The organism is Burkholderiaceae bacterium DAT-1 (genome assembly GCA_019084025.1).
GTDB lineage: Bacteria > Pseudomonadota > Gammaproteobacteria > Burkholderiales > Chitinimonadaceae > DAT-1.
In genome coordinates this window covers 442,629-464,483 of record JAHRBI010000003.1, presented here as the reverse complement: position 1 = coordinate 464,483, position 21,855 = coordinate 442,629, and the positions used below count along the sequence as shown (strand labels likewise).

General features: G+C 56.8%; 20 protein-coding genes. 5 read left to right on the top strand and 15 right to left on the bottom strand.

Going from position 1 to position 21,855, the window contains the following annotated elements; all coding sequences use genetic code 11:
* Nucleotides 1-155: 155 nt before the first annotated feature.
* The 9 genes from KSF73_08055 to KSF73_08015 all read right to left on the bottom strand — a co-directional run bounded on the left by KSF73_08055 (nucleotide 156) and on the right by KSF73_08015 (nucleotide 8,847).
* Nucleotides 156-1,076, bottom strand: a complete 921-nt coding sequence (locus KSF73_08055) for a peptidylprolyl isomerase (protein MBV1775670.1) — start codon at nucleotides 1,074-1,076, stop codon at nucleotides 156-158.
* A gap of 57 nt (nucleotides 1,077-1,133) precedes the next feature.
* Entirely contained in the window at nucleotides 1,134-1,640 is a 507-nt protein-coding gene (locus KSF73_08050) for a DUF1993 domain-containing protein (protein MBV1775669.1), read from the bottom strand.
* Between the two features lie 5 nt (nucleotides 1,641-1,645).
* On the bottom strand, nucleotides 1,646-1,975 hold the full coding sequence (locus KSF73_08045; protein MBV1775668.1) for a hypothetical protein: 330 nt from the start codon (nucleotides 1,973-1,975) through the stop codon (nucleotides 1,646-1,648).
* Between the two features lie 8 nt (nucleotides 1,976-1,983).
* Nucleotides 1,984-2,202, bottom strand: a complete 219-nt coding sequence (locus KSF73_08040) for a hypothetical protein (GenBank protein ID MBV1775667.1) — start codon at nucleotides 2,200-2,202, stop codon at nucleotides 1,984-1,986.
* Between the two features lie 12 nt (nucleotides 2,203-2,214).
* Entirely contained in the window at nucleotides 2,215-2,691 is a 477-nt protein-coding gene (locus KSF73_08035; GenBank protein ID MBV1775666.1) for a hypothetical protein, read from the bottom strand.
* 18 nt (nucleotides 2,692-2,709) lie between these two features.
* Entirely contained in the window at nucleotides 2,710-3,828 is a 1,119-nt protein-coding gene (locus KSF73_08030) for a beta-ketoacyl-ACP synthase III (GenBank protein MBV1775665.1), read from the bottom strand.
* Between the two features lie 107 nt (nucleotides 3,829-3,935).
* Nucleotides 3,936-6,047, bottom strand: coding sequence for an acetyl-CoA hydrolase (locus KSF73_08025; protein ID MBV1775664.1), 2,112 nt, complete (start codon nucleotides 6,045-6,047; stop codon nucleotides 3,936-3,938).
* Between the two features lie 65 nt (nucleotides 6,048-6,112).
* On the bottom strand, nucleotides 6,113-6,856 hold the full coding sequence (locus KSF73_08020) for a hypothetical protein (protein ID MBV1775663.1): 744 nt from the start codon (nucleotides 6,854-6,856) through the stop codon (nucleotides 6,113-6,115).
* Nucleotides 6,856-8,847 carry an SDR family oxidoreductase gene (locus tag KSF73_08015; GenBank protein ID MBV1775662.1) on the bottom strand — a complete coding sequence of 664 codons (1,992 nt, stop codon included), beginning with the start codon at nucleotides 8,845-8,847 and terminating at the stop codon, nucleotides 6,856-6,858. Before KSF73_08015 ends, KSF73_08020 begins: the two co-directional genes overlap by 1 nt.
* Nucleotides 8,848-9,002: 155 nt before the next feature.
* Here KSF73_08015 and KSF73_08010 point away from each other — a divergent pair, with 155 nt between their 5' ends.
* The 4 genes from KSF73_08010 to KSF73_07995 all read left to right on the top strand — a co-directional run bounded on the left by KSF73_08010 (nucleotide 9,003) and on the right by KSF73_07995 (nucleotide 12,360).
* Nucleotides 9,003-9,551 carry a phasin family protein gene (locus tag KSF73_08010; GenBank protein MBV1775661.1) on the top strand — a complete coding sequence of 183 codons (549 nt, stop codon included), beginning with the start codon at nucleotides 9,003-9,005 and terminating at the stop codon, nucleotides 9,549-9,551.
* A 119-nt stretch (nucleotides 9,552-9,670) separates the two neighbouring features.
* Nucleotides 9,671-10,891 carry a patatin-like phospholipase family protein gene (locus tag KSF73_08005; protein ID MBV1775660.1) on the top strand — a complete coding sequence of 407 codons (1,221 nt, stop codon included), beginning with the start codon at nucleotides 9,671-9,673 and terminating at the stop codon, nucleotides 10,889-10,891.
* Nucleotides 10,888-11,529 (top strand): TetR/AcrR family transcriptional regulator, encoded by a 642-nt coding sequence (locus KSF73_08000; GenBank protein ID MBV1775659.1) that lies wholly within the window; start codon nucleotides 10,888-10,890, stop codon nucleotides 11,527-11,529. Before KSF73_08005 ends, KSF73_08000 begins: the two co-directional genes overlap by 4 nt.
* A 57-nt stretch (nucleotides 11,530-11,586) precedes the next feature.
* The gene (locus tag KSF73_07995; protein ID MBV1775658.1) at nucleotides 11,587-12,360 is read left to right on the top strand and encodes a hypothetical protein; all 774 of its coding nucleotides are present in this window, start codon (nucleotides 11,587-11,589) and stop codon (nucleotides 12,358-12,360) included.
* Nucleotides 12,361-12,395: 35 nt separating this feature from the next.
* On the opposite strand, the gene KSF73_07990 is transcribed toward KSF73_07995, so the two are convergent.
* The 6 genes from KSF73_07990 to KSF73_07965 all read right to left on the bottom strand — a co-directional run bounded on the left by KSF73_07990 (nucleotide 12,396) and on the right by KSF73_07965 (nucleotide 20,394).
* Nucleotides 12,396-12,833, bottom strand: coding sequence for a DUF695 domain-containing protein (locus KSF73_07990; GenBank protein ID MBV1775657.1), 438 nt, complete (start codon nucleotides 12,831-12,833; stop codon nucleotides 12,396-12,398).
* Nucleotides 12,834-12,967: 134 nt separating this feature from the next.
* Nucleotides 12,968-13,279 (bottom strand): DUF5076 domain-containing protein, encoded by a 312-nt coding sequence (locus tag KSF73_07985; GenBank protein MBV1775656.1) that lies wholly within the window; start codon nucleotides 13,277-13,279, stop codon nucleotides 12,968-12,970.
* 46 nt (nucleotides 13,280-13,325) lie between these two features.
* Nucleotides 13,326-14,795: a wax ester/triacylglycerol synthase family O-acyltransferase gene (locus KSF73_07980; protein MBV1775655.1), complete on the bottom strand. Its 1,470-nt coding sequence runs from the start codon at nucleotides 14,793-14,795 to the stop codon at nucleotides 13,326-13,328.
* 153 nt (nucleotides 14,796-14,948) lie between these two features.
* A complete protein-coding gene (locus KSF73_07975) occupies nucleotides 14,949-17,804 on the bottom strand; it encodes an EAL domain-containing protein (protein ID MBV1775654.1) in 2,856 nt (951 codons plus the stop codon).
* 123 nt (nucleotides 17,805-17,927) lie between these two features.
* Entirely contained in the window at nucleotides 17,928-19,247 is a 1,320-nt protein-coding gene (gene argA / locus KSF73_07970) for an amino-acid N-acetyltransferase (protein ID MBV1775653.1), read from the bottom strand.
* 388 nt (nucleotides 19,248-19,635) lie between these two features.
* Nucleotides 19,636-20,394 carry a sulfite exporter TauE/SafE family protein gene (locus KSF73_07965; protein ID MBV1775652.1) on the bottom strand — a complete coding sequence of 253 codons (759 nt, stop codon included), beginning with the start codon at nucleotides 20,392-20,394 and terminating at the stop codon, nucleotides 19,636-19,638.
* A gap of 184 nt (nucleotides 20,395-20,578) precedes the next feature.
* Between KSF73_07965 and KSF73_07960 the strand changes: the two genes are divergently transcribed.
* Entirely contained in the window at nucleotides 20,579-21,847 is a 1,269-nt protein-coding gene (locus KSF73_07960) for an MdtA/MuxA family multidrug efflux RND transporter periplasmic adaptor subunit (protein ID MBV1775651.1), read from the top strand.
* The last annotated feature ends 8 nt before the right edge of the window (nucleotides 21,848-21,855 follow it).

Sequence of the window (21,855 nt, the reverse complement as noted above, 5' to 3'; positions counted from 1 at the left end):
AGTAAAAAGATAACTGGTTATTTGTTCTATTTACAACACGATATATCGATAAAGATACAAATAATAAGCCAGACAATTCATGAACTTAGAGAATTAACTTCTAGTACTCTCTTCAGAACAGCCTTGTCTGGCGCCTGACAAACGGTCAGTTTTGCTTAATTTTTAGGCGCAATCGGACGAATGGGCACATTCACATTGCACACGCTGGTGAACTCGGGCGAATGCACGAACCATGCATTGCTGGCATGACGGCGTGCTTCGATGATGTCCTTGAAACTCTTGCTCTCGGTACGCATTACCTCCAGCACCGGGCGATCTGATTCCGGCAGATCAGCCAGCAGTTTCACGGACTGGATGGCAATCCGCTGTTCCGGTTTCTCGTAGAAGCCCAGATTGCCCGTCCCACGCGGCAGTCCGGACAGCGCCTCCATGCCCTTCAGCACACGCCCCACCACCGTGATATTCAGGTCCAGCGAGCGAGCCGGGCCGCCGATGATCACATACAGGCCGGAACCATTGCTGCTATCGGTTTCATTGCCGCGTGCCGCACCAATCATGCCGTAGCAGTGCGTCAGCCATGCCTTGTTCTGCTTGGGATCAGCCGCCATGGGGAAGCCATCCACAAAGCCGGATTTTGGCGCCCAGCCATCGGCATCCGGAATCGGCGTGAAATTCAGACCTTTGGAGGCAATCGAAAATTCAGCAGGCAGCTTGGGCTTGGCGCTGCCCAGCGACTTCGATTTGCTCTCATCTTCATCATTCGGGTCGCCCCATTGCGTCACGTAGTTATCGTGCACACGGATAATGGCCAGATTGTCGAAATAGCCTTCGTGCGCCAGCGTGCGGATGTTGGCAGCGTGGGCAGGTGCAAAGCGGGCAGCCAGTTCCATAATCACCTGCGCGCCGTTCACATTCATGACCAAGGTATTCTGCGGATCGAGCGGACGCCATTCTTCCGGCAAGGATGCTTTGATAATGTCCGGGGCCGTTTTGACAGGCGCAGGCTTTTTGCTGGCGGCGTGTGCAGTTGTGCTCAAAGCCAGGGCAACCGCCACGGCACTCAATGTGCGAATCATGTTCTCTCCTCGTTGTATGGCATCCGGGCAGGTACACAGCCTGCCCGGATGAATGATTTAGCGTGGGCCCAGAAAATCACGCTTGCCGATTTCGACCCCTGCGTGGCGCAGAATGGCGTAGGTGGTGGTGACATGGAAATACAGATTGGGCTGCACAAAGTTCAGCACATAGGCCTGCCCCTGAAAACGTACTTCTTCGGTGCGCAGCTTCAGCAGCACTTCCTTGTCTTCCGTGCCTTCAATGCGTTCAGCCGGTATCGATTCGATGAAGTCGATGGTGCGGCGGATTCGTGCCAGCAGATCGGCAAAGGTCTGTTCGGTATCTTCGTACACCGGCACATCCATACCCGCCAGACGCGCAATACAGCCCTTCACACCGTCGGTGGCAATCTGTACCTGACGGGTCAGCGGGAACATATCCGGCGCCAGTCGCATATTCAGCAACACGGATGGATCAATCTTTTTGTGCTCGGCAAAGGTTTCACCCTTTTGCAGGATATCGGCCAGATTGGCCAGCATGCGGGTAAAGACTGGGGTGGTGATGGCGTACATAGACAGCGACATGATGCTTACCTCGTTTCACTGGGTGAATGATCAGTTTCTACGTCTGAATCGCAGCCCGACCGGGCGGAAATGGCCCGAGCCACCCACCAGCGCATGACAGGCAGGAGCCAGGCAGGCGTCTTGGGCCAGTAGCGTGGCGTATCATACAGCAGGCCGCAGTGATAGCGGGAAGCATCCCAGATGAGTGCCGGGCAGGGGCCGGTCCTGACTTTGAATCTGCGCATCGCCACCGGACAGGGCTCCGCCGCACAGCATACGCCGCAGCCATTGCAGGGGGCACCAAACGCCGGCTTTAACGGCGCATCACGGTGGAGGTGGATAATTTGGTGAGGCATGGGCCGTATCAGTCGATCCGCACCACATCACCATTTCGGGGCGTCGCATGCTCGTGATACAGGTCTTCCAGATACTGACCCAACTCGTCTGCTTCGATGAAATCCGGAATGATGATATCCGCCGGCCGGCGCGTACCATCCGCGCCTTCAAAGGCGACCTGCCAGCCAGCCTCCGTCGCAGTGATCACCAAAATGCGGCCATAGACGTTGTATTTGATGGTTTGCATGGGTTGTCCTGATTAACACATGCCCATTTGCATACCGGGCATAAACTCGTACAACAGAAATGTCAGACCATCCAGCACACAGGTCAATGCGGTACCGAGTACCGTCACACTCAGCCAAAGCTGCCTTCGCTTATGCAATCCAAAACACCCAGCGAGCAACACCAACCAGACTAGCATTCTGGCGACAACCATCTCAGCGTACAGAACATATCCTGAAACTTCAGGTGAATCTAGGTAGATTGATGCTACTAGTAAGGACGTTCCGAGCAGAAATCCAATCACTGTCTTGATCAGTGCAAACCGCAGTGGCGAAAATCGCTTCTCAACACGCTTGTTGATCCAATCCGCAAACAGGTAATAACCGCCCACTTTCACAGCAGTGAGCGTGATGGCCGCTAATGGTCCGGGCACCATGGGCATGGATGGCTTCCCCCTATATTTTTTGCCAGCATACCATGCAAAAAGCCCCGACTTGTCGGGGCTTTTCAAATGCTTCAGCAGTGAAGCTTACTGCTTGCGCAGCACCACGCTGCCCACCGAGTATCCCGCGCCGAAGCTGGAGATCACCCCCAGATCGCCAGACTTCAGATCATCGCGATGCAGATGGAAGGCAATGATGGAACCCGCAGATGAGGTATTGGCGTATTGATCGAGAATCACCGGGGCTTCATCGGCCGACGGATCGCGGTCCAGCAGCTTGCGGGCGATCAGCTGGTTCATGCTCAGATTGGCCTGATGCAGCCAGAACCGGCGCACATCGGTCGGCACTTCGCCCAGGGTGGTCAGATGCGAGGCGATATGCTCGGCCACCATCGGACACACTTCCTTGAACACCTTGCGGCCTTCCTGCACGAACAGCTTGTCGCGCAGATCGCCCCACTTGTCTTCGCAGCGATTCAGGAAACCGGCGTTGTTGCGGATGTTGTTGGAGAACAGGGTCGCCAGACGGGTGCCGAGGATCTCGAAGCTGCCGGCTGGGGCGGTATCTGCACGCTCAACAATCACAGCAGTCGCCACATCACCAAAAATAAAATGGCAATCGCGATCACGCCATTCCAGATGAGCGGAACAGATTTCCGGATTCACCATCAGCACGGCGCGGGCCGAACCGGTCTTGACTGCATTGGCGGCTTGTTCGATCCCGAAGGTCGCGGACGAACAGGCGACATTCATATCAAACGCCCAGCCTTGAATACCCAGTGCGTTCTGCACTTCCACGGCCATAGCCGGGTAGGCGCGCTGCATATTGCTGGCGGCACAGATCACGCCATCAATATCAGCAGCGGTACGGCCCGAACGCTCCAGTGCCTGACGGGCAGCGGCGACGGCCATCTCGGCCATCACCGACAGCTGATCATTGGCACGCGGGGCAATACGCGGGTACATGCGGGTGGTATCGAGCACGCCTTCACGGTCGACCACGTGGCGTTGCTTGATGCCGGATGCCTTTTCGATGAACTCGACCGACGACGGCTGCAGCGCAACCAGTTCGCCCGCAGCAATCGCATCGGCGTGCTGGGCGTTGTACTGTTCGACGTAGGCGTTGAAACTTTCCACCAGATCGGCATTGGTAATGACGTTTGGCGGGGTAAACAATCCGGTACCGGATATCGCGACTGTATGCATGGGTATTCGAGCAAGCGCTTAAAAGCTAATCGTATGAGTGTATCAGAAGCGGGGCACTTCATGCGCCCCGACTGTCACTCTCCTGTGTTCCACGTGGAACGTAATGCTTAAATATTCCCTAAGAATAGCTTCCGCATCACCAGTTGCTTCAGGCCATGCGCTTCGTCCAATCCGAGGCGAGCCAACCATCCGGGCGGTGCTTCGCGCTCGCTGAACAAGCCCTTCAACGCCAGTCGCACCAGCTCCAGCGGATGCTCGCCTGCGTGCTTCAGTTTTTGCAACACACCAATCATCGCCAGTTCGTCGGCAGTGAAATCCGTACCAAACGGGAAAGCCGGGAAAATCTCACGAGTGTCGATACCTTCCAGCCGCTCCTTCAGCCCTTCCGGCGTATTGTGTCGCCAGGCATCGGGCAGATGCCAGTCGTGCTCCAGCTTGCCATTCTGCTTGGCTGCCGCCATCAGTTCCGGCTGAAAGCGTGAATCGGCAATTTTGAGCAGGCGCTTCACCACTTCATGATCCGGCTGGCCGCGCAGATCCGCCACACCATATTCCGTGACCACAATATCACGCAAATGCCGTGGAATGGTGGCATGGCCATAGTGCCACACGATATTCGATTTCACCTCGCCATGATGATCCTTGGTGGCGCGCAGCAACAGAATCGAACGGGCACCGGGCAAGGCATGGCCCATCGCCACAAAGTTATACTGCCCACCCACACCAGACACCACTCGACCATCTTCCAGTCCATCAGACACCGCAGCGCCCAGCAGCGTCACCATCATGGTGGTATTGATCAGGCGGGCATCGCGCCGTTGCGCCATGATCAGCTTGGGATCATGGAAGATCTCATTGATAAAGCCGATTTCGGTCATATCAATGCCGGCCAGCTTCTCGGCAGGCATCTCGCGCAAAGCCTGATAAAAATCACGCGGCCCCAGGAAGAAGCCGCCATGCATATACACAGCACCACGCAGCTGATCACCCAGCATGCTTTCTGCAATGTTATGCCGTACTTCCGGACGATCAACATGCAGTGAACAAGTCCGAGCACCCCAGCGCAGCACATCACCATCGTGTGTTACACCTTCGCGCAACACCCCCAGCCGCACTAGTCGCTCGACTTCTTCCGGCAGCAGGGGCGAATGAATCGCGCCCATGACACGCAGCTTTTCCAGCGTATGAATCGTGACGGCCTCAGTGATCTCACCCTGATTCAGCAGGGTCTGGATCGCCAGATCCGGATACACATTGCGGCGAATCACACCGGCCTGAATCAGCTTGATAAAGCCGTTTACGAGCATTTCCGAGCAACCATACAGGCCCTTATCGAAGCGGGCCACTTCGCGTTCGCGTACATCCACGCCCAGCGCACCCAGCACGCTCCGATAAGCCGCATTATCCTGATCACGTACCAGCAGCATCTTTGCAATGGCATCACCCAGCGAACCAATCCCGATCTGCAGGGTGCCGCCATCTTTGACCAGTGAGCTGGCGTGCAGGCCGATCAGATAATCCGGCAGGCTGACCTTCATATTCGGCGGCGCAAAAATATCGTGCGTACCCGCCGGATCGGTGACTAGCAGGTCAAAACGATTCGCTTCGATCACTGCACCATTCGGCATGAACGGCATCTTGTGATTCGCCACTGCCACCGTGATATAGCGATGATTCGGCATGGCCGCCAGCCGATCCAGGGCTTCGCGCGTTAGCTCCGGATTGCTGGACATAGATACTTCAAGTGTATCGCCTTCGCCACGGGTGGCCACGGCCTGCACCAGCAGATTGACGCCATGCGACATCATGTCGCGGGCGGCAAAGGTGTAATTGGTGCAGATATGCTGTTGCTGGGCGATAGGGGTATGTAGATAAGCGCCGGTTTTAAGGAAAAACTCCAGCACTTCCACATTGTCCGGTAGCACACCATCCAGCGCATCGCGGGCATACTCGAGATCGGGATAGTCGCCAAATACACGCTCGACAAAGGGTTCGAGGAAGTGTTGCTCGATCTCACTTTTCCCGGCAGGTTTCACCAGTGACAAGGCGGTGATGATCTTGAGCCGGCGATGCGGTGCCGCCTTGAAACGACGGTACAGCGCATTCACAAAAGGATTGGACTTGCCGATACCGAGTGGCAGGCCCAGTACAATATCTCCGGGCAGCGCATCGAGTACTTCGTCGACGGCGGCCTCGATCGAGTCGATCAGCCTGGCCATGATGTCTCCTTGGATTTTTGTACGTTCAGACTAGCGCAGGACGCGCGCGAAAGATTTGTGCCTGATCAATTTCGGCACCGGACTGTCGTATCTGTGACGAACGGCCAGTTGTTTCCGGCCACCACCTGCTGCATCAGCCGGGTTTCACCACCGAGAATGGCATCGAGAAACGGACCCGCACCCTGCATAGCGGCAAAGGTCTGAAAGCCGCGTTCCAGAAAAGCGTGCAGCGTGGAAAATCCTGCCAAACGCGCAGGCAGCCGCATCGCCGATAACACCCGCCCGATGGCAGGATGCTGCGAGAGGGAATCCAGCGTCTGACCAATCGCCCCGACCAGTGCGATCTGCTGTGCACGATCTTCGAATCGCCCGACCGTGCGATAGGCCTCACACCAGCGCGTACCATCGAATCGCGTCTCGCCATCCAGATGCGGGCCGAGACTATCCACCATGTCCAGATCGAGCGACTCGGATAGCGCATCCAGCTCCAGCGCTTCGGCCAGTACATTCAGCGCGCGATCTGGCAGCAGGCGCACCATGGCAGGCAGGACGCGCTCGACATCGGCATCGCGCTGACGGGCGTCTTTCGGGCCATAGAGCTCTTCCAGAAAAAATCGCGCCGCCGGACCATAGCGCTCGCTGGCCACCAAATCGACATGATCTGCCACCAGCCGTTCGCATTGCCACAGCCGCAGTCGTTCACGACGCGCCCAGCGCAGCGGATCAGCCGATGCAGCCGTGCGCAGCGCAACCGCCTTGAGCAAGGCGGTCCGCACACGCGAGCCCGGATCAGCGCCCGCGTCCAGCATCAGAAATGAATCCCCTGCATCAGGGTCGACAGAGCGATCTGGTCGGCTGTCGGTGCCGGATGCGGTGCATTGGGATCACGATGCTTGGCGGCATCGGAATCCGGGAACATGCGGAAGGACGTATTCATGATGATCTGCGCCACACGCGGCATGAAGGCATGAACCACCGCGCCAAAGATGCCCAGACGCGTCGCAATCCGTACCGGACGATACACGACGGCTTCGGCAATCATGTCGGCGGCGTCTTCCGGGGTCAGGGTCGGCACGTTGTTGTACAGCTTGGTCGGGGCAATCATCGGGGTTTTCACCAGCGGCATATTGATGGTGGTGAACTCGATATGGCGATCGCAGAACTCAGCGGCAGCACAGCGTGTCCACGCATCCATCGCGGCTTTTGAGGCCACATAGGCCGAGAAACGCGGTGCATTGGTTAGCACACCAATTGAACTGATATTGATGATATGACCACGCTTGCGCTCGATCATGCCCGGCAACACGCCCATGGTCAGGCGCAGCGAACCGAAGTAGTTCAACTGCATGGTCCGCTCGAAATCATGGAAGCGGTCGAAGCTGGCCTCAATGGCGCGGCGGATGGAACGGCCGGCATTATTGATCAGCACATCCACGCCACCGTGATCGGCATTCACCTGTTCCACAAAGCGGGCGCAATCATCTGCGTTGCTCAGGTCGCCCTGATAGCAATGCAGGGTCAGTCCCAGCTCGGCCAGTTCTGCACGGGCCAATTCCAGCTTTTCCGCATCGCGCGCAATGGTGACCACGGTGGCACCTGCTGTCAGCAAGCGGATGGCCGCAGCTTTACCGATGCCGCTACTGGCGCCAGTAATGGCCACGACTTTGCCTTTCAGCGTGCCTTCGAGGCTGCGATCCAGATGCAGGGCCGGATCAAGGTTCCGCTCCCAGTAATCCCACAAACGCCACGCGTAATCTTCTAGACGCGGCACGCTGATGCCCGAACCCTTGAGGACACGCATCGTTTCGCGGTTGTCATAGCGGGTGGGGTAGGTGAGGAAACCGAAAATGTCGGCAGGCAGGCCCAGATCACGCAGGATGGCATCACGGATACGGCGGATCGGCGTAATCGCCAGCATGCCGGATTTGATCGAGCGCGGAATGTACTGGAACAAGCCCGCATTGATCTTCAGAGATTGTGTGGGCGCGTGTGCGGCCTTGGCAAAAATCTGCAGCACATCGCCCACTGGCGTGCCTTGCGGATCAGTCAGGTGGAAGCACTTGCCATCTTCACCCTTGGCATGGGCAATATGATCAGTGGCGTTCACCACAAAATCGACCGGCACGATATTCAGGCGACCGCCATCCAGCCCGATCATCGGCACCCATGAAGGCAGCATGCGGCGGGTTTTCTGGATCAGCTTAAAGAAGTAGTAGGGGCCGTCGATCTTGTCCATCTCGCCGGTTTGCGAATCGCCCACCACCATGCCCGGTCGATAGATGCGCCACGGCAGAGTGCATTCCTTGCGCACCACACCTTCGGAATCATGCTTGGTGCGCAGGTAGGGATTCTCGAGGCCTGTCGCCTCGGCAAACATATCTTCGCGGAACACGCCGTTATAGAGGCCTGCTGCCGCAATCGAACTGAAGTGATGGAAGCGTTTGGCCTGTATGGATTCGGCAAAGCGGATCACATTGCGGGTGCCTTCTACATTGACGCGAATCTGGCTCTCAGCATCGGCACGTAGGTCATAGATCGCGGCCAGATGGAAGAAATGATCGATCTTGCCAACGAGAGCGGATTGTTGCGCTGCCGCAACGGCCAGCCCCTCGGCAGTCAGATCTCCCACCACCGGAATGGCGCGCTTGGCATCCACACCCCATCCCTCACGTAGCTCGGCTACATGATCCTCATCGACCTTGCGGACGAGAAAGTACACCACACTCCCGCGACGCTGCAGGAGTTTATGAATCAAGCGCTTGCCTATAAAACCTGTACCACCTGTCACAAAGTAATGCACGATCAATCCTTTATCTGTGATGCGAAACCAGTTGATTCTTGAGCCGAACTACAGGGATTTTCGAGTACTCACTCTAATTGCTTTCACTAGACTAACAAATGAAAGCAGTACAAACATTCAACCAGATCAAATCTTATTTTCACGGAGGGTCTATCATGGCCAAGAAACTGAGTTCACTGACAGAAAACCAACTGACTTCGACCATCAAGGACTCCGCCCAGCAGATTTGGCTGGCAGGTCTGGGTGCCTTTGCCAAGGCTCAGCTGGAAGGTACCAAGGTATTCGATGCACTGGTGAAGGAAGGCGAAACCATTCAGAAGAAGACCCGCAAGGTCGCTGATGAAAAAATTGCCGATGTCACCGGTAAGGCTGTGGATACCTGGGACAAGCTGGAAGGTGTATTCGAAGCACGCGTACAGCGCGCCCTGTCCAGCCTCGGCGTACCCAGCCGCAAGGACATCGATGTCCTGTCCAAGCGTGTGGCAGAACTGAGCGCACTGGTTGAGCGTCTGACCGATGCCCAGCAGGCAACCGACGTGGTGGTGAAGAAAGCCGCTGCCAAGCCTGCCGCTGCCAAGGTTGTCGCAGAGAAAGTCGTAGCAGAAAAGGCTGCACCGGTTGCCAAGAAGCCGGCAGTCAAGAAGGCCGCACCGAAGGCCGTCGAACCGGCAGCAGACGCACCCGCTCCGGCCGCCGAGGCCTGAGACCCAGCGTCTCCTGGTAGCAACGCCGGTGCCTGACACCGGCGTTGTGCTTTCGGGCACGAGGCTGTGCAGTAGTGATAAATACGGTGTGGCATCGTACCGCGCCGGAGGATGACGAAATGAGCAAGGTTGGCATTGCGCTGGCGGGCGGTGGCCCACTCGGCGGCATATATGAAATCGGCGCGCTCACCGCGCTGGAAGACGCCTTGCAAGGCTTTGACTTCACCGAAGCCGACATCTACGTGGGTGTCAGCTCGGGCGGATTTATCTCGGCGGCGCTCGCCAATGGCATCAAGCCCAGCCAGCTGGCGGCGATGCTGATTGGTCGGAGCGCCGATGATGTATTCGACCCCAATATCTTGATGCGCCCCGCGTTTAGCGAATACTGGCGGCGCGTGACCTCCATTCCCGGCCTGATGTGGGAAGCGTTTACCCACTATCTGCAAGACCCCTGGCGGCATGGTTTGTTCGAATCCATGCAGCAGCTGGGCAAAGCGATTCCCACCGGTATCTTCGACAACAAGGGCATCGACGAACTCCTGCGCGAGATGTTTACCCGGCCGGGTCGCAGCAATGATTTTCGCCAGCTAAAGCACAAGCTGTATCTGGTGGCCACTGAACTTGATAGCGGTGAGTCCATCTCCTTTGGCGAGCCGGGCTATGATCATGTGCCGATCTCGACTGCGGTACAGGCCAGTGCGGCGCTTCCGGGGCTCTTCCCGCCAGTGCAGATCGACGGGCATGATTATGTCGATGGGGCGCTGATCAAGACCCTGCACGCTTCTGTAGCGCTGAAAGAGGGCGCGAATCTGGTGCTGTGCGTGAATCCACTGGTGCCGTTTGATACCACGCTGGCACGCGAACACGGCCGCAATGTGGGCGCGCTGATGACAGGTGGCCTGCCTGTGGTGCTCTCGCAAACCTTCCGCGCCATCATCCATTCGCGCATGCAGGTGGGCATGGATCGTTACCGCCATCAGTACAAAGACGCCGACGTGCTGCTGTTCGAGCCGCGCCGTGATGATGGCGATATGTTCTTTGCCAATGTGTTCAGCTATCAGGATCGCAATCGCCTGTGCGAACATGCCTATCAGCGCACCCGGCAATCGCTGTACGAACGCCGCAAGGAACTCGCTCCCATCCTCAAGCGTCACGGCATCACACTGGACATCGATGCGCTCAAGGACCATCGCCGCACCCTGCTGAACGATATTCAGCGCGATGCCCACGAGGAATTGTCGCTTACCGCCACGGCGCTCGATAACACGCTCAATGCGCTGGAACTGTGGCTGACCCGCATGCAAGCTCAGCAGCAGGCACAACAACAAAGCAAGTCATGACCGAAAAAAAGGCCCCGCGCAAAACCCGCGAACGTATTCTGACCACGGCCTTGTCCAGCTATAACAATCTGGGCGAGGCCAATGTCAGTGTGGCGCATTTGTGCGAGACGCTGACCATCAGCCCCGGCAATCTCTACTATCACTTTGCCAGCAAGGAAGACATCACGGCAGCGCTGTTCAAGCTCTTTGAAGCCGAGATGCGCGAGCTGCTGTGGCCGCCGGACAATGTCGCCATTACCGTAGAAGACATGTGGCTGTTCCTGCATCTGATGTTCGAAACCATCAGCCGCTATCGCTTTTTGTACCGCGACATCAACGATCTGATCATGCGCAACCGCACCGTGGAAACCGGCATGCAGCGCATCCTGCAGCAAACCCAGCGTGTGTGCATCGCTCTCTGCGAAGCGCTGGCTCGCGGTGGCGATTTCACCGCCAGCGCCCCCGAAATCCGCGCACTGGCCACCAATATGACCCTGATCAGCACCTACTGGCTGTCTTTCGAGCACGCCCGCCATCCGCGCAGCGAGTCCGATATCGGCGCAGGTGTCTATCAGGTGATGTCGCTGACCACCCCCTTTTTACAGGGCGACGCCCGCCTGTTGCTGACCCGACTGTCGGAGTCCTACGTCGCCCGCTAGCTAGACCCTACGCTTCCTTCACCGGAACTGACATCAGACTAAAACGAGGATTGAGACATGAGCTGGACTGTATTTCCGTACGCCAATGATGACTTTACCTACGCTGGCACTGCGCTGAAGCAGAAGTGGGATCGCCTGCACGCGGGCGATGGCGAGCCCTATCCGAGTGAGAAGAAGGTACAGGATGCCTGGCGCGCGCATCATGCAGGCGACTTTGCCAAGGCCCGTGAACTGGGCCTGGCAGCAGGTGAGGCGGGGGCCAATGTCGCCAACAAAGCCACGATGATCTACGCCACCTATCTGGAATCCGACGAAGATCAGAAGCAGCAGCTTTTCCTCGACGTAGTAGAGCGCGCCGCAGCACGGCAGGCCAGCCATCCGGACGACGCCAACGCCTTCTATTTCCACGCCTACGCACTGGGCCGCTACAGCCAGAGCATTTCGGTAGCCAAGGCACTGGCGCAAGGACTGGGCGGCAAGATCAAGGAAAGCCTCGACAAGGCGCTTGAGCTGAATCCCGATCACGCCGATGCGCACATCGCGCTGGCGACCTGGCACGCCGAGATCATCGACAAGGTGGGTGGTCTGGTAGGCGGCTTGACCTACGGCGCCAAGAAAGATCTGGCCATCGAGCATTTCGACACCGCCCTGCGCTTGAACCCGACCTCAGCCATCACCCGTATCGAATATGCTAACGCTCAGGTGATGATGTTCGGCAAAATCCGCATGAAAGATGCACTGGCGCTCTACGCCGAGGCCAAGGACATGCCCCCGGCCGATGCCATGGAACGTCTGGATCAGCAGCTGGCAATTGAAGAACTGGCGGATTGATGATGTGGAAAGGGCGACCATGGGTCGCCCTTTTTTTACTTCTCGACCCCCGAAATAAAGCGTGTATAGGTACTCCATTTCGGATCAGGTCCAGCATGTATCTCGATCGGGAATGGGTCTTTCCCTCTAAGCGCATTGTTCAGTCGCTCGAGAAATTCCTGCTCCGATTTCGCGTAGTAAGTCCACTCTTTCAGATTGTCTCCTGTGGATACCAGCACGAGCGTAGAAAATCCGTCTTTCTCGATCACGTTTTCCAGCGCATCCTCTAGCTCATCCATCCTATTACGCTCTTGAGGAGATGGCATGCCATTCTCTCCAACGTAACGCCAAACTAGGATCACGCGATCCGGTTGTGTATCAAAACTAAAGTCCTTCTCAAATGTTTGGACATAGCGAAATATGATCGCCGTTCCATCGTGCTGATTTTTTGATACAGCAGTTGCCCATTCCTGAGCATTCACGGAGTGCGACATGATGGAGATTGAGACCATAGCGAGAATTGAACGTAGCATAGATGGAATTTATGAATTGAAAACGGGCGACCACAGGTCGCCCATATATCCTACACCGCAGTGGAGTTCAAAACTAAGGTGTTAATGCTCAAAACCTAGTTATGCCCAACATGGAACTCGCCAACTGTTTCGGAAGTAGGTAAGTCCAGTTCAGCATTCATAGCGGTAACAACGGCCTTCATCGTTTCCTCGGGAGGAATACATGAATCCTCTGCCACCGCATTTCCGATATGCCTGACTAGATCGGCCAATAGTATTCCCCACGCATTAGCCTCGCGATGTCCTGCTGCTTCGAAAAAGCCAATATTCAGCGTGCAATGCAAACCCTTTTCTGCGATCCAGGCACTTATCATCTGAACTGAATTGTCGTCTCTCTGTGCAGCAGGTGGAATCACGAGTGGCTTCATAACCAATTCCAGTTTCTTTCGATTTTCGATAGCAGCATTCTGCCGCCTACCGCTGCCACTCCGCCAACAATTTCTGTTCCAGCGAATCTGGCTGCTTCAATTGCGCCGGATGCTCCATCAGCACCAGTAGCAACAGCTTTTCGAATTCACTGGCGAAGCGGGCGATGATTTCGCTAGGCGCATCGACCAGACCCTGATCGGTAATCAGGCCGAATTGCACGTTATCGGCATAGCTGAGAATGCTGACGCCAATCCCCACATTGCCCGATTGCGGCACCCAGAAGAAGGGCTGGCGGATACGGGCACCGGCGAGCCAGAGAGACTCTTTCGGGCCCGGCACATTGGTCATCACTGCGGTGGCTTTGCTGGCCAGCATGTCCAGCACTTGCTCCTGCAGGAACTTCGGCGCCATGCCGACAGCCCCGAGGATAAACAGCGTCAGCGCGGCCTGGCAGGAATGCTTCAGCGCTTCCATGCGCTCGCCCACGGTGAACACCCGACGTAGCGGATTAGCGATGCCGATGGGCAGCTCCAGCGCCACCAGACCGAATTTATTGCCCAGCGTACCGGCATCTTCCGGACGGCGCAGATTCACTGGCACCAGCGCACGGATTTCCACATCGGTGACATCGTCGCCCTTTTCCTGCATCCAGGTACGGAACGCCCCTGCCACGCAGCTTAACAGCACATCATTCACCGACGCACCGAGCACCTTACCCACCGCCTTGACCTGCGCCAGCGGCAGCGGCTCCGACCAGGCCACGCGCTTGGAGGTCGATACCTTGCCCTTGAGACGGGTAGGGCTGTCGTTGCGCATGGCGGCCAGCTTCGCAAGCTCGGTCGCCACCGCCGTGCCGTTCTTGGCGTAGTCGAGCACCGCGCCGGGATTGGTGGCGAGGTTCATATACGAGCCCCAGAACGATGTCGACAGGCGCATCGAGCCCACCACCATCTGCGTCATCGGGCGGTAGACCATGCGCCAGAACCAGTCACCCTCGTGCACGTCTTCATCATCATGCATCTCAGATAAACTAACCGGCGCCCCCTCATTGCCTTTCCCGGCGGGTGCGCACATTTCCATGATGGCCGCGACCAGCGAAATGCCATCCCCCACCGCATGGTGGATACGCACAATCATCGCATCGCCGCCCAACGTAGTGTGTGCCACTTCGAACGACCACAGCGGCCGCGATGGATTCAGCGGTGTCGCAGCCAGATCGGCTACAAATGCTTCCAACTCGGGCCGTCCGGCAGGATCGGGCAGGGCGATGCGGTGGATATGATGGTCGATGTCAAAGTCGGGATCGTCTTCCCATTTCGGGTCGCCATCCCGATCATGGACGCGCTGACGGAAGCGGCGATGTTTGAGCAGATGCTGTTGCACCACCGTCTTCAGGCGTGCCACATCCAGCTGACCATCAAACAATAACACCCCGACAATCTGCATGAGATTTTCTGGTCTATCCATGCGCAGCCAGGCTGTATCGACATGGGACATCGCTTCTTGGTGCAGCATTCCATCCTCCGTTTGGCTCAGTCTGGCTACTGTATGCGCAAACTGTTGGGAGGATGATACCGGCGAGCGAATTGCTTCTATTGCGTTGCATCAATGAGACGTTTGTACATTGTTCCACGTGGAACAATTCATACAACGACGCGTGAAACGGTTTCACGCAGCGGCGGGCGGCTTCGGTGTGGCGTGATATTTGGGCTGGGTGAGCGCAGGATGGGCGGCTTGCGGACGGTCGAGGTAAAAGCCTTGCACCATGTCTACGCCCATCTCGACCAGCATGCGCAGTGTCTCGGCGTCCTCGACAAATTCCGCGACGGTTTCCTTGCCCATATCGCGGGCCATGCGTGCCATGCCATTCACAAAAATCTGGCTGTCTACATCGCGGGGTAGATCGCGAATAAACAAACCATCGATTTTGAGCACCTTGGCTTTGAGATGTTTCAGATAGGCAAAAGACGAGAATCCTGCACCAAAGTCATCCAGACACACCGTACAGCCAGTGGCTCGAAGGGCCTCGATAAATCGCTGTGCATCGCGCATGTCAGATACCGCAGCAGTCTCGGTCAGTTCCACCATCAGCCGCGATGGCTCGACGCCATGCGTGTGTAGCAAATCGCTAATGAAATCGGGAAAGGTTGATTCGTCAAAACTTCGACCAGAAATATTGACCGCAATCGAAGGTAAGTCTGCAGACTGCGCAAGCATCCGTACAACCGTGGCCACGACCCAGCGATCTATCTCGACAATCTTGCCGCTACGTTCGGCATGCAGGATAAACTGTCCGGGTGGAATGATGGCATCCGGATTGTCCGGATCGCGCATGCGTACCAATGCTTCCAGATGCGCCAGACTGCAATCCTCGGCGTGGTAAATGCCCTGAAAATGTAAAACCAGCCCTTCATTAGCCAGCGCCTGCTGAATTTTTTCGTTCCAGGTCAGACGATTCACTGCTTCACGGCTAGTATCTTGCTCGGGCTTATACATGCGCCAGGTCGACTTCCCAGCAGCCTTGGCCTGATACATGGCCGTATCCGCATGTGCCACCAGCTCCTCGGCTGACTCAGCATGAAAGGGATAAAGCGCAATCCCCAGACTGGACGATAACCGAAGGCTCTGCTGCCCCACCGCAAACGGAATGCTTTGCACCGCTGCCACCACGCGACCGGCCAGATACGATGCCTCCTGCTGATTGCAGCCCGGCACCAGAATGGCAAACTCGTCCCCGCCCAGCCGTGCAAATACTTCATTACGGCGCACCTGCGAAGAGATTTCTCGTGCCACCAGTTTCAGCAGCGAATCGCCCGCCCCGTGCCCGAAGGTATCGTTTACATACTTGAATTCGTCCAGATCAAAATAGAGCACTGCCAGACTTTCATTGGCCCGCTCGGCATCCACCAGCATCCTACCCAGTTGCTCCTGAAACGCATGCCGGTTGTACAGGCCAGTAAGCGCGTCACGCTCTGCCAAAAACATCATCCGCTCGTTGAGATAATGTTCCTGAGTGACATCCTCATACACCCACATATGGCCCGTCAGCGCGCCCGCTTCATCGCGCACCGGAAATAGCTGCTGATGAATGATACGCCCATCGTTCATCACCAGTCGCTCGACACCCGCAGCCTCATTGCCACGCCCCACCAGGTCGAGGTGTGCGGAGATATCGTAATTTGGCGGACGATTGAGCGAGACCTGCAATACCTGCCCGATTGGACGGCCACTGACATTCTGCGCGTCATCAATCAACCACAGCGTGTTAAATGCCGGATTATGGAACACCACATTATTGTTCAGATCGACAAACAGCACGCCAAACCGCATAGCAGACAACAGTGCCGACAGACGTGAGCGTTCGGTTTCTGCGCGTAAAACATAGGTTTGTGCCAGTGCCTGTGCCTGCTGCGCCTCAAACACAGCCTTTTTAAGCACAAGGCTATCTTCCTTCAGGCGGCTGGAATCATGAATCGATGCGCGCAGCCCTAGAAATTGTCCCTCAGCATCGAATACCGGTCGCAAGGAAAAAGTAGCCCAGAAGCTACGCCCATCACGACGATTGGCGCGGAACTCCATGTCCTGTGTTTCACGCATGCTCAATGCCTCGCGCAACCTATCCTGAACATGACTGCGTTCATCAAGCGTCGCAAGCGGTGCAGGAAAATCACGCATATCCATGCATTCATTGACCGTGTACCCAGCCAGCCGCGCAATGGATTCACTGATCCAGGCCAATCGCCCATCCGGGTTAATCCAGACTTCGACACCAAACGTATAGTCGGCAATGACCTTCAGGCGATCAGCAGCGGCCGCGACAGCCTGCCGCTCACCCCGAATACGCCCAATCAGCCGATTGATCAGATTGACCAGTGCGGCAGGCTCCCCTCGCCATTCCGCCGGCAAAAGTGGTGGCAAATCATGCACACTCGCATCTTCGGCCGCATCCATGACCTGGTGCAGCCCTCGTCCAAACCAGAATACTGATCCGATAATCATCGACAGGATCAATGCTGACACACCGACATTCAACCAGATGAGATTGGAAATGGTTTGATGGGTGAGATCCTCGATGAAATCCGTACTCACGCCAAAGCGCAGCTGGCCATAGTGAATGCCATTGCGATTAAGCTGAATCGCCATATTCAGCGTAGGCGGCAGGTGTTCGCGCATGAATGTGCCTGCCGGATCCGGAGCGGGTAGTTTGGCATCACGATCCCAGCCACGCGCACCAATCACGACTTCCCGCTCGTCAATGAGTACAAGGTAGTCAAGACTCTGCGGCTCACGAAATTCGTCAAGCAACTCAATCGCCCGACGGGTTTCCCCTGCCTCCAGCGCCTGACCAAAGGAAGCCAGCATCAGGCGACTCATATCCCCGATACGCGCCTCTGTCAGCCGCACGGCAAAGCGATCTACCGCCGTATCCATATTGGCGGACAAGATGCCCAAGCAAATGCCATGCACCAGCAAAACCAATAAGGTCAGCCGGACACGCAGCGTTTGCAAAAGAGGAATATGCATCCCGGAATCCCATCCAGACCAGCCACCAAGACTCATTCAGATGACAACAGTCACCTCTAGAAATCTAGTCAAAAAAAGTGGTCTTGGCAGGATTCCGTGGCAATCAGGCTACGAGCGGTACGCCTACAGCGTCTTAATGAATACCTTGGAGCGACGCTGATAGTTGTACAGCGCTTTGCGCTTCATCGGCAGCTCATCCACACTGGCTGGCTCGAAGCCACGCTCGAGGAACCAGTGAGCGGTACGGGTGGTGAGCACAAAGAGGCGACGAACACCTTCCTTGCGCGCCTTGCGCACCACATATTTCAATAGCTGCTCGCCACGGCCACCATCGCGGTAGTCGGGATCAATGGCCAGACAGGCCAGCTCTGCCATATCGCTGTCTTCGAAACGATGCAGCGCAACGCAGCCGACGCACTTGCGATCGTGCTCCAGTACGGCATAGCGCTCGATTTCGCGTTCAAGCAATTCGCGACCACGCTTCACCAGCACACCATCGTTTTCCAGTGGCTCGATCAAGGCCATGATGCCGCCCACATCATCAATCGTGGCCTGGCGCAGGGTTTCCAGCGGCTCACGGGAAATCATGGTGCCCATACCTTCATGCGTAAACAGCTCGGTGAGGAGGGCACCGTTTACATGACGGGAAATCAGGTGGGCACGCTTTACACCATGACGTACTGCACGGATGGCGCTGGGCAGATAGAAATCCAGATCGCGTGATGCATCAAACATCGGCGGAATACAGGCTTCAGCCTCGGCAGCCGTCAGTTCGGGCTGCAATTCACCTTCTTCATCTATCACACCGGGCTGGTCCATCAGGAAGACCAGCTTGTCGGCATTCAGCGACACGGCCACCGAAGTGGCGACATCTTCCAGTGTCAGATTGAACAGTTCGCCAGTAGGCGAGTAACCCAGCGGCGAGATCAGTACAATTTCACCTACCTCAAGCCGTGAACGAATAGCAGCCGCTGCCACTTTACGGACTTCGCCCGTATAGGCCATGTCCACACCTTCACGCACGCCCATAGGCTGGGCGACGACAAAGTTTCCACCCGCCACACGGATATCGGCATTGGCCATCGGTGAGTTCGGCAAACCCATCGACAGACAGGCTTCGATTTCGAATCGCACCTGACCAATCGCCTGCATCGCGGCATCCAGCGCCACCAGATCCGTGACACGCACGCCACGCTCAAATTGTGGTTCGACTTCCAAATCTACCAGGCGTTGATTGATTTGCGGCCGAGCACCATGCACCAGCACCAGTCGCACACCCAGACTCACCAGCGTATTCAGATCATGCGCCAGCGACATAAATCGCCCATCGCGCACCAGGTCTCCCCCAAACGCCACCACAAACGTGCGTCCACGGAAGGCATGGATATAGGGGGCAGCCTGGCGGAACCAGTAAACAAACTCGGGGGAACCGATATCGGGCATGGCAGTCGCTTCAATCAAAGTGACATCCAGCACGGCGTGCAGGATGCAATCAGGGCGGAAAAAGGCAATCTGCTGCGATTGTAGGAAAAACCGCGCACATACACTACTGGAGATATCGCAATAGGCAAAAAAAAGGCGCCCACACGGGCGCCAAGAAGCATACAGAGCTGCAAATAGTGAGCATATGCAGCTCCCTTGGCGTTGATCTTCCGGCACTCCCGAGGTTGGGGTTCAGGGGAGGGCGGGCAAGCCAAGATGCAACAAGCAAAGTGACGATACCTGTGCTGCATCGCAGGACACAGTGACACATGACGCCAAGAAATGAACAACTGTCCGGTAGTCATTATTAATCAGTTACGAGGCGGTTACACAGGCAGTAGTCATCGTGTCATTTGAGAAATAGCCATGTTGTCAGGGTCATCCCGACGCCAATCACAAAGATGCGCAAGGCCTTTTCCGGCACCCGATGCATCAGCCAGCCACCGGCCAGCCCCCCCATCACACCACCGGTGCCGAGTGCCAGCACCAGCAACCAGTCCACCAGCGGTGAGCGCGCAAAAATCAGCACCGCCGAGGCGTTCATGACCATCGCCAGAATATTTTTAGTGGCCGCAGCCTGCCGCACCTGCATCCCTGCAATGGTCAGCGCCGCCAGCATCAGAATACCGATACCACCACCGAAGTAACCGCCGTAGACGGCAATGCAGAACTGCACCACAGCAATCACCGGCGTTGAGACATGCGCTGCAGCATGAATGGATTGCTTGCGGAACGTGCCCCAGGCAAACACGGTGGTTGCGAATAGCACCAACCAGGGCACCAGACGTGCGAAAACCTGCTCTGGCGTAGAAAGCAACAGGATCGCCCCCGCCACGCCGCCAGCCAGACTGATCAGCGTCAATTGCCGCACAGACAGTCCGGCCGCACCACCAGCTAGCGAACGACCGGCCAGCGCCGAGGTGATCTGACCGGGAAAGAGCGCCACGGTTGAGGTCATATTGGCGGACAGCGGCGATAAACCTGCCATCATCAATGCAGGAAAGGTAATAAATGAACCGCCGCCCGCGAGCGTATTCTGGATGCCGGCATACACGCCAGCCAGCATCACCAGCATATAAATATGCCAACTTGTTTCAGGTAAACCCATGGTGAAGTTCCGTAAACTGCAAATGTCGAGAATAACCCGAATCAGCGGATTTCTTGGCAAAGTGTAAATTCAATGTGTCGGGGGAAACCGTCTCTGATCGTCCGAATCTCACTGTGCTATCTTCCCTGCCAGTATGCATACTGATTACTGTATTAACTAATTTCCCGCCGGAAAGCCGCTACTCATGTCGACCTCTACACCTGATACTTCCACTCGCAGCAACACCACCTGGATCATTGCCGCTTTACTGATCCTGATTGCCGGAGGTGGCTGGTGGATGAGCCACCGCGACAAGGGCGGCGATGCTGGCCCCGGCAGTGAACAGAACGGGCCCGGCGGCAAGGGTGGCAAAGGCGGCAATCGTGGCCCGCAGGCCGTTCGCGCGGCTATCGTGAAACAGGGCGACCTGCATGTGTTTCTGGATGGACTCGGTACGGTGACGCCCGTCGCCAATATGCTGGTGAAACCACGCGTGGATGGTCTGCTGCAGAAAGTGAACTTTCAGGAAGGCCAGATGGTGCGCAAGGGCGAAGTGCTGGCCGAGATCGACCCAGCGCCGTTCGAGGCGACACTCCGTCAGCAGGAAGGCCAGCTGATGCGCGATGAAGCCCTGCTCAACAATGCCAAAAATGACCTTGCGCGCTACCGTACCTTGCTGGAAGAAGCATCGATCAGCCGCCAGCAGGCCGATACCCAGGCCGCCGTCGTCGCGCAATATGAAGGTGTGGTGAAAGCAGATCGCGCCCTCGTCGACACCGCCCGCCTGCAATTGAGCTGGACCCGTGTCACCGCCCCCGCAGCCGGTCGCACCGGCCTGCGTCAGGTCGATCCGGGCAATATGGTGCGCGCCAGCGATGCAAGCGGTTTGGTGTATATCTCACAGGTTGATCCGATTTCCGTGGTGTTTACCCTGCCGGAAGCACAGATTCCCCGCGTGGCCGAATCGTTCCGCAAGGGCAATAAACTGAGCGCCGAAGCATGGGATCGTGATCGCAAGACCTTGCTGGCAGCCGGCACGCTGACAGCGGTCGATAATCAGGTCGACACCAGTACCGGCACGGTGAAACTGCGCGCCACCTTTGCCAACGACAAAGGCGTACTGTTCCCCAATCAATTTGTAAACGTAAAACTGCTGGCCGACACCCGCCAGAAAACCATCTTGATGCCGGTTGCAGCCATTCAGCGCGGCAATCAGGGCACCTTTGTCTACGTGATTGTAGCGGATAACAGTGTGTCGATTCGTCCGGTTACGCTGGGGCCGGTCGATGGCGATGTGGTTGCAGTCGAGCAGGGCGTCGCCGCCGGTGACAAGCTGGTGATCGATGGCGCCGACAAACTGCGTGAAGGCGCCAAGGTCGAAGTTGCCAGCGACAAGCCGGAGGCAGGTGCACGTAAAAAGGGCGAAGGCCGCGGTGACGGTCACGGTAAACGTTCCGACGCTGTCGCTCACTAAGCCCCGCA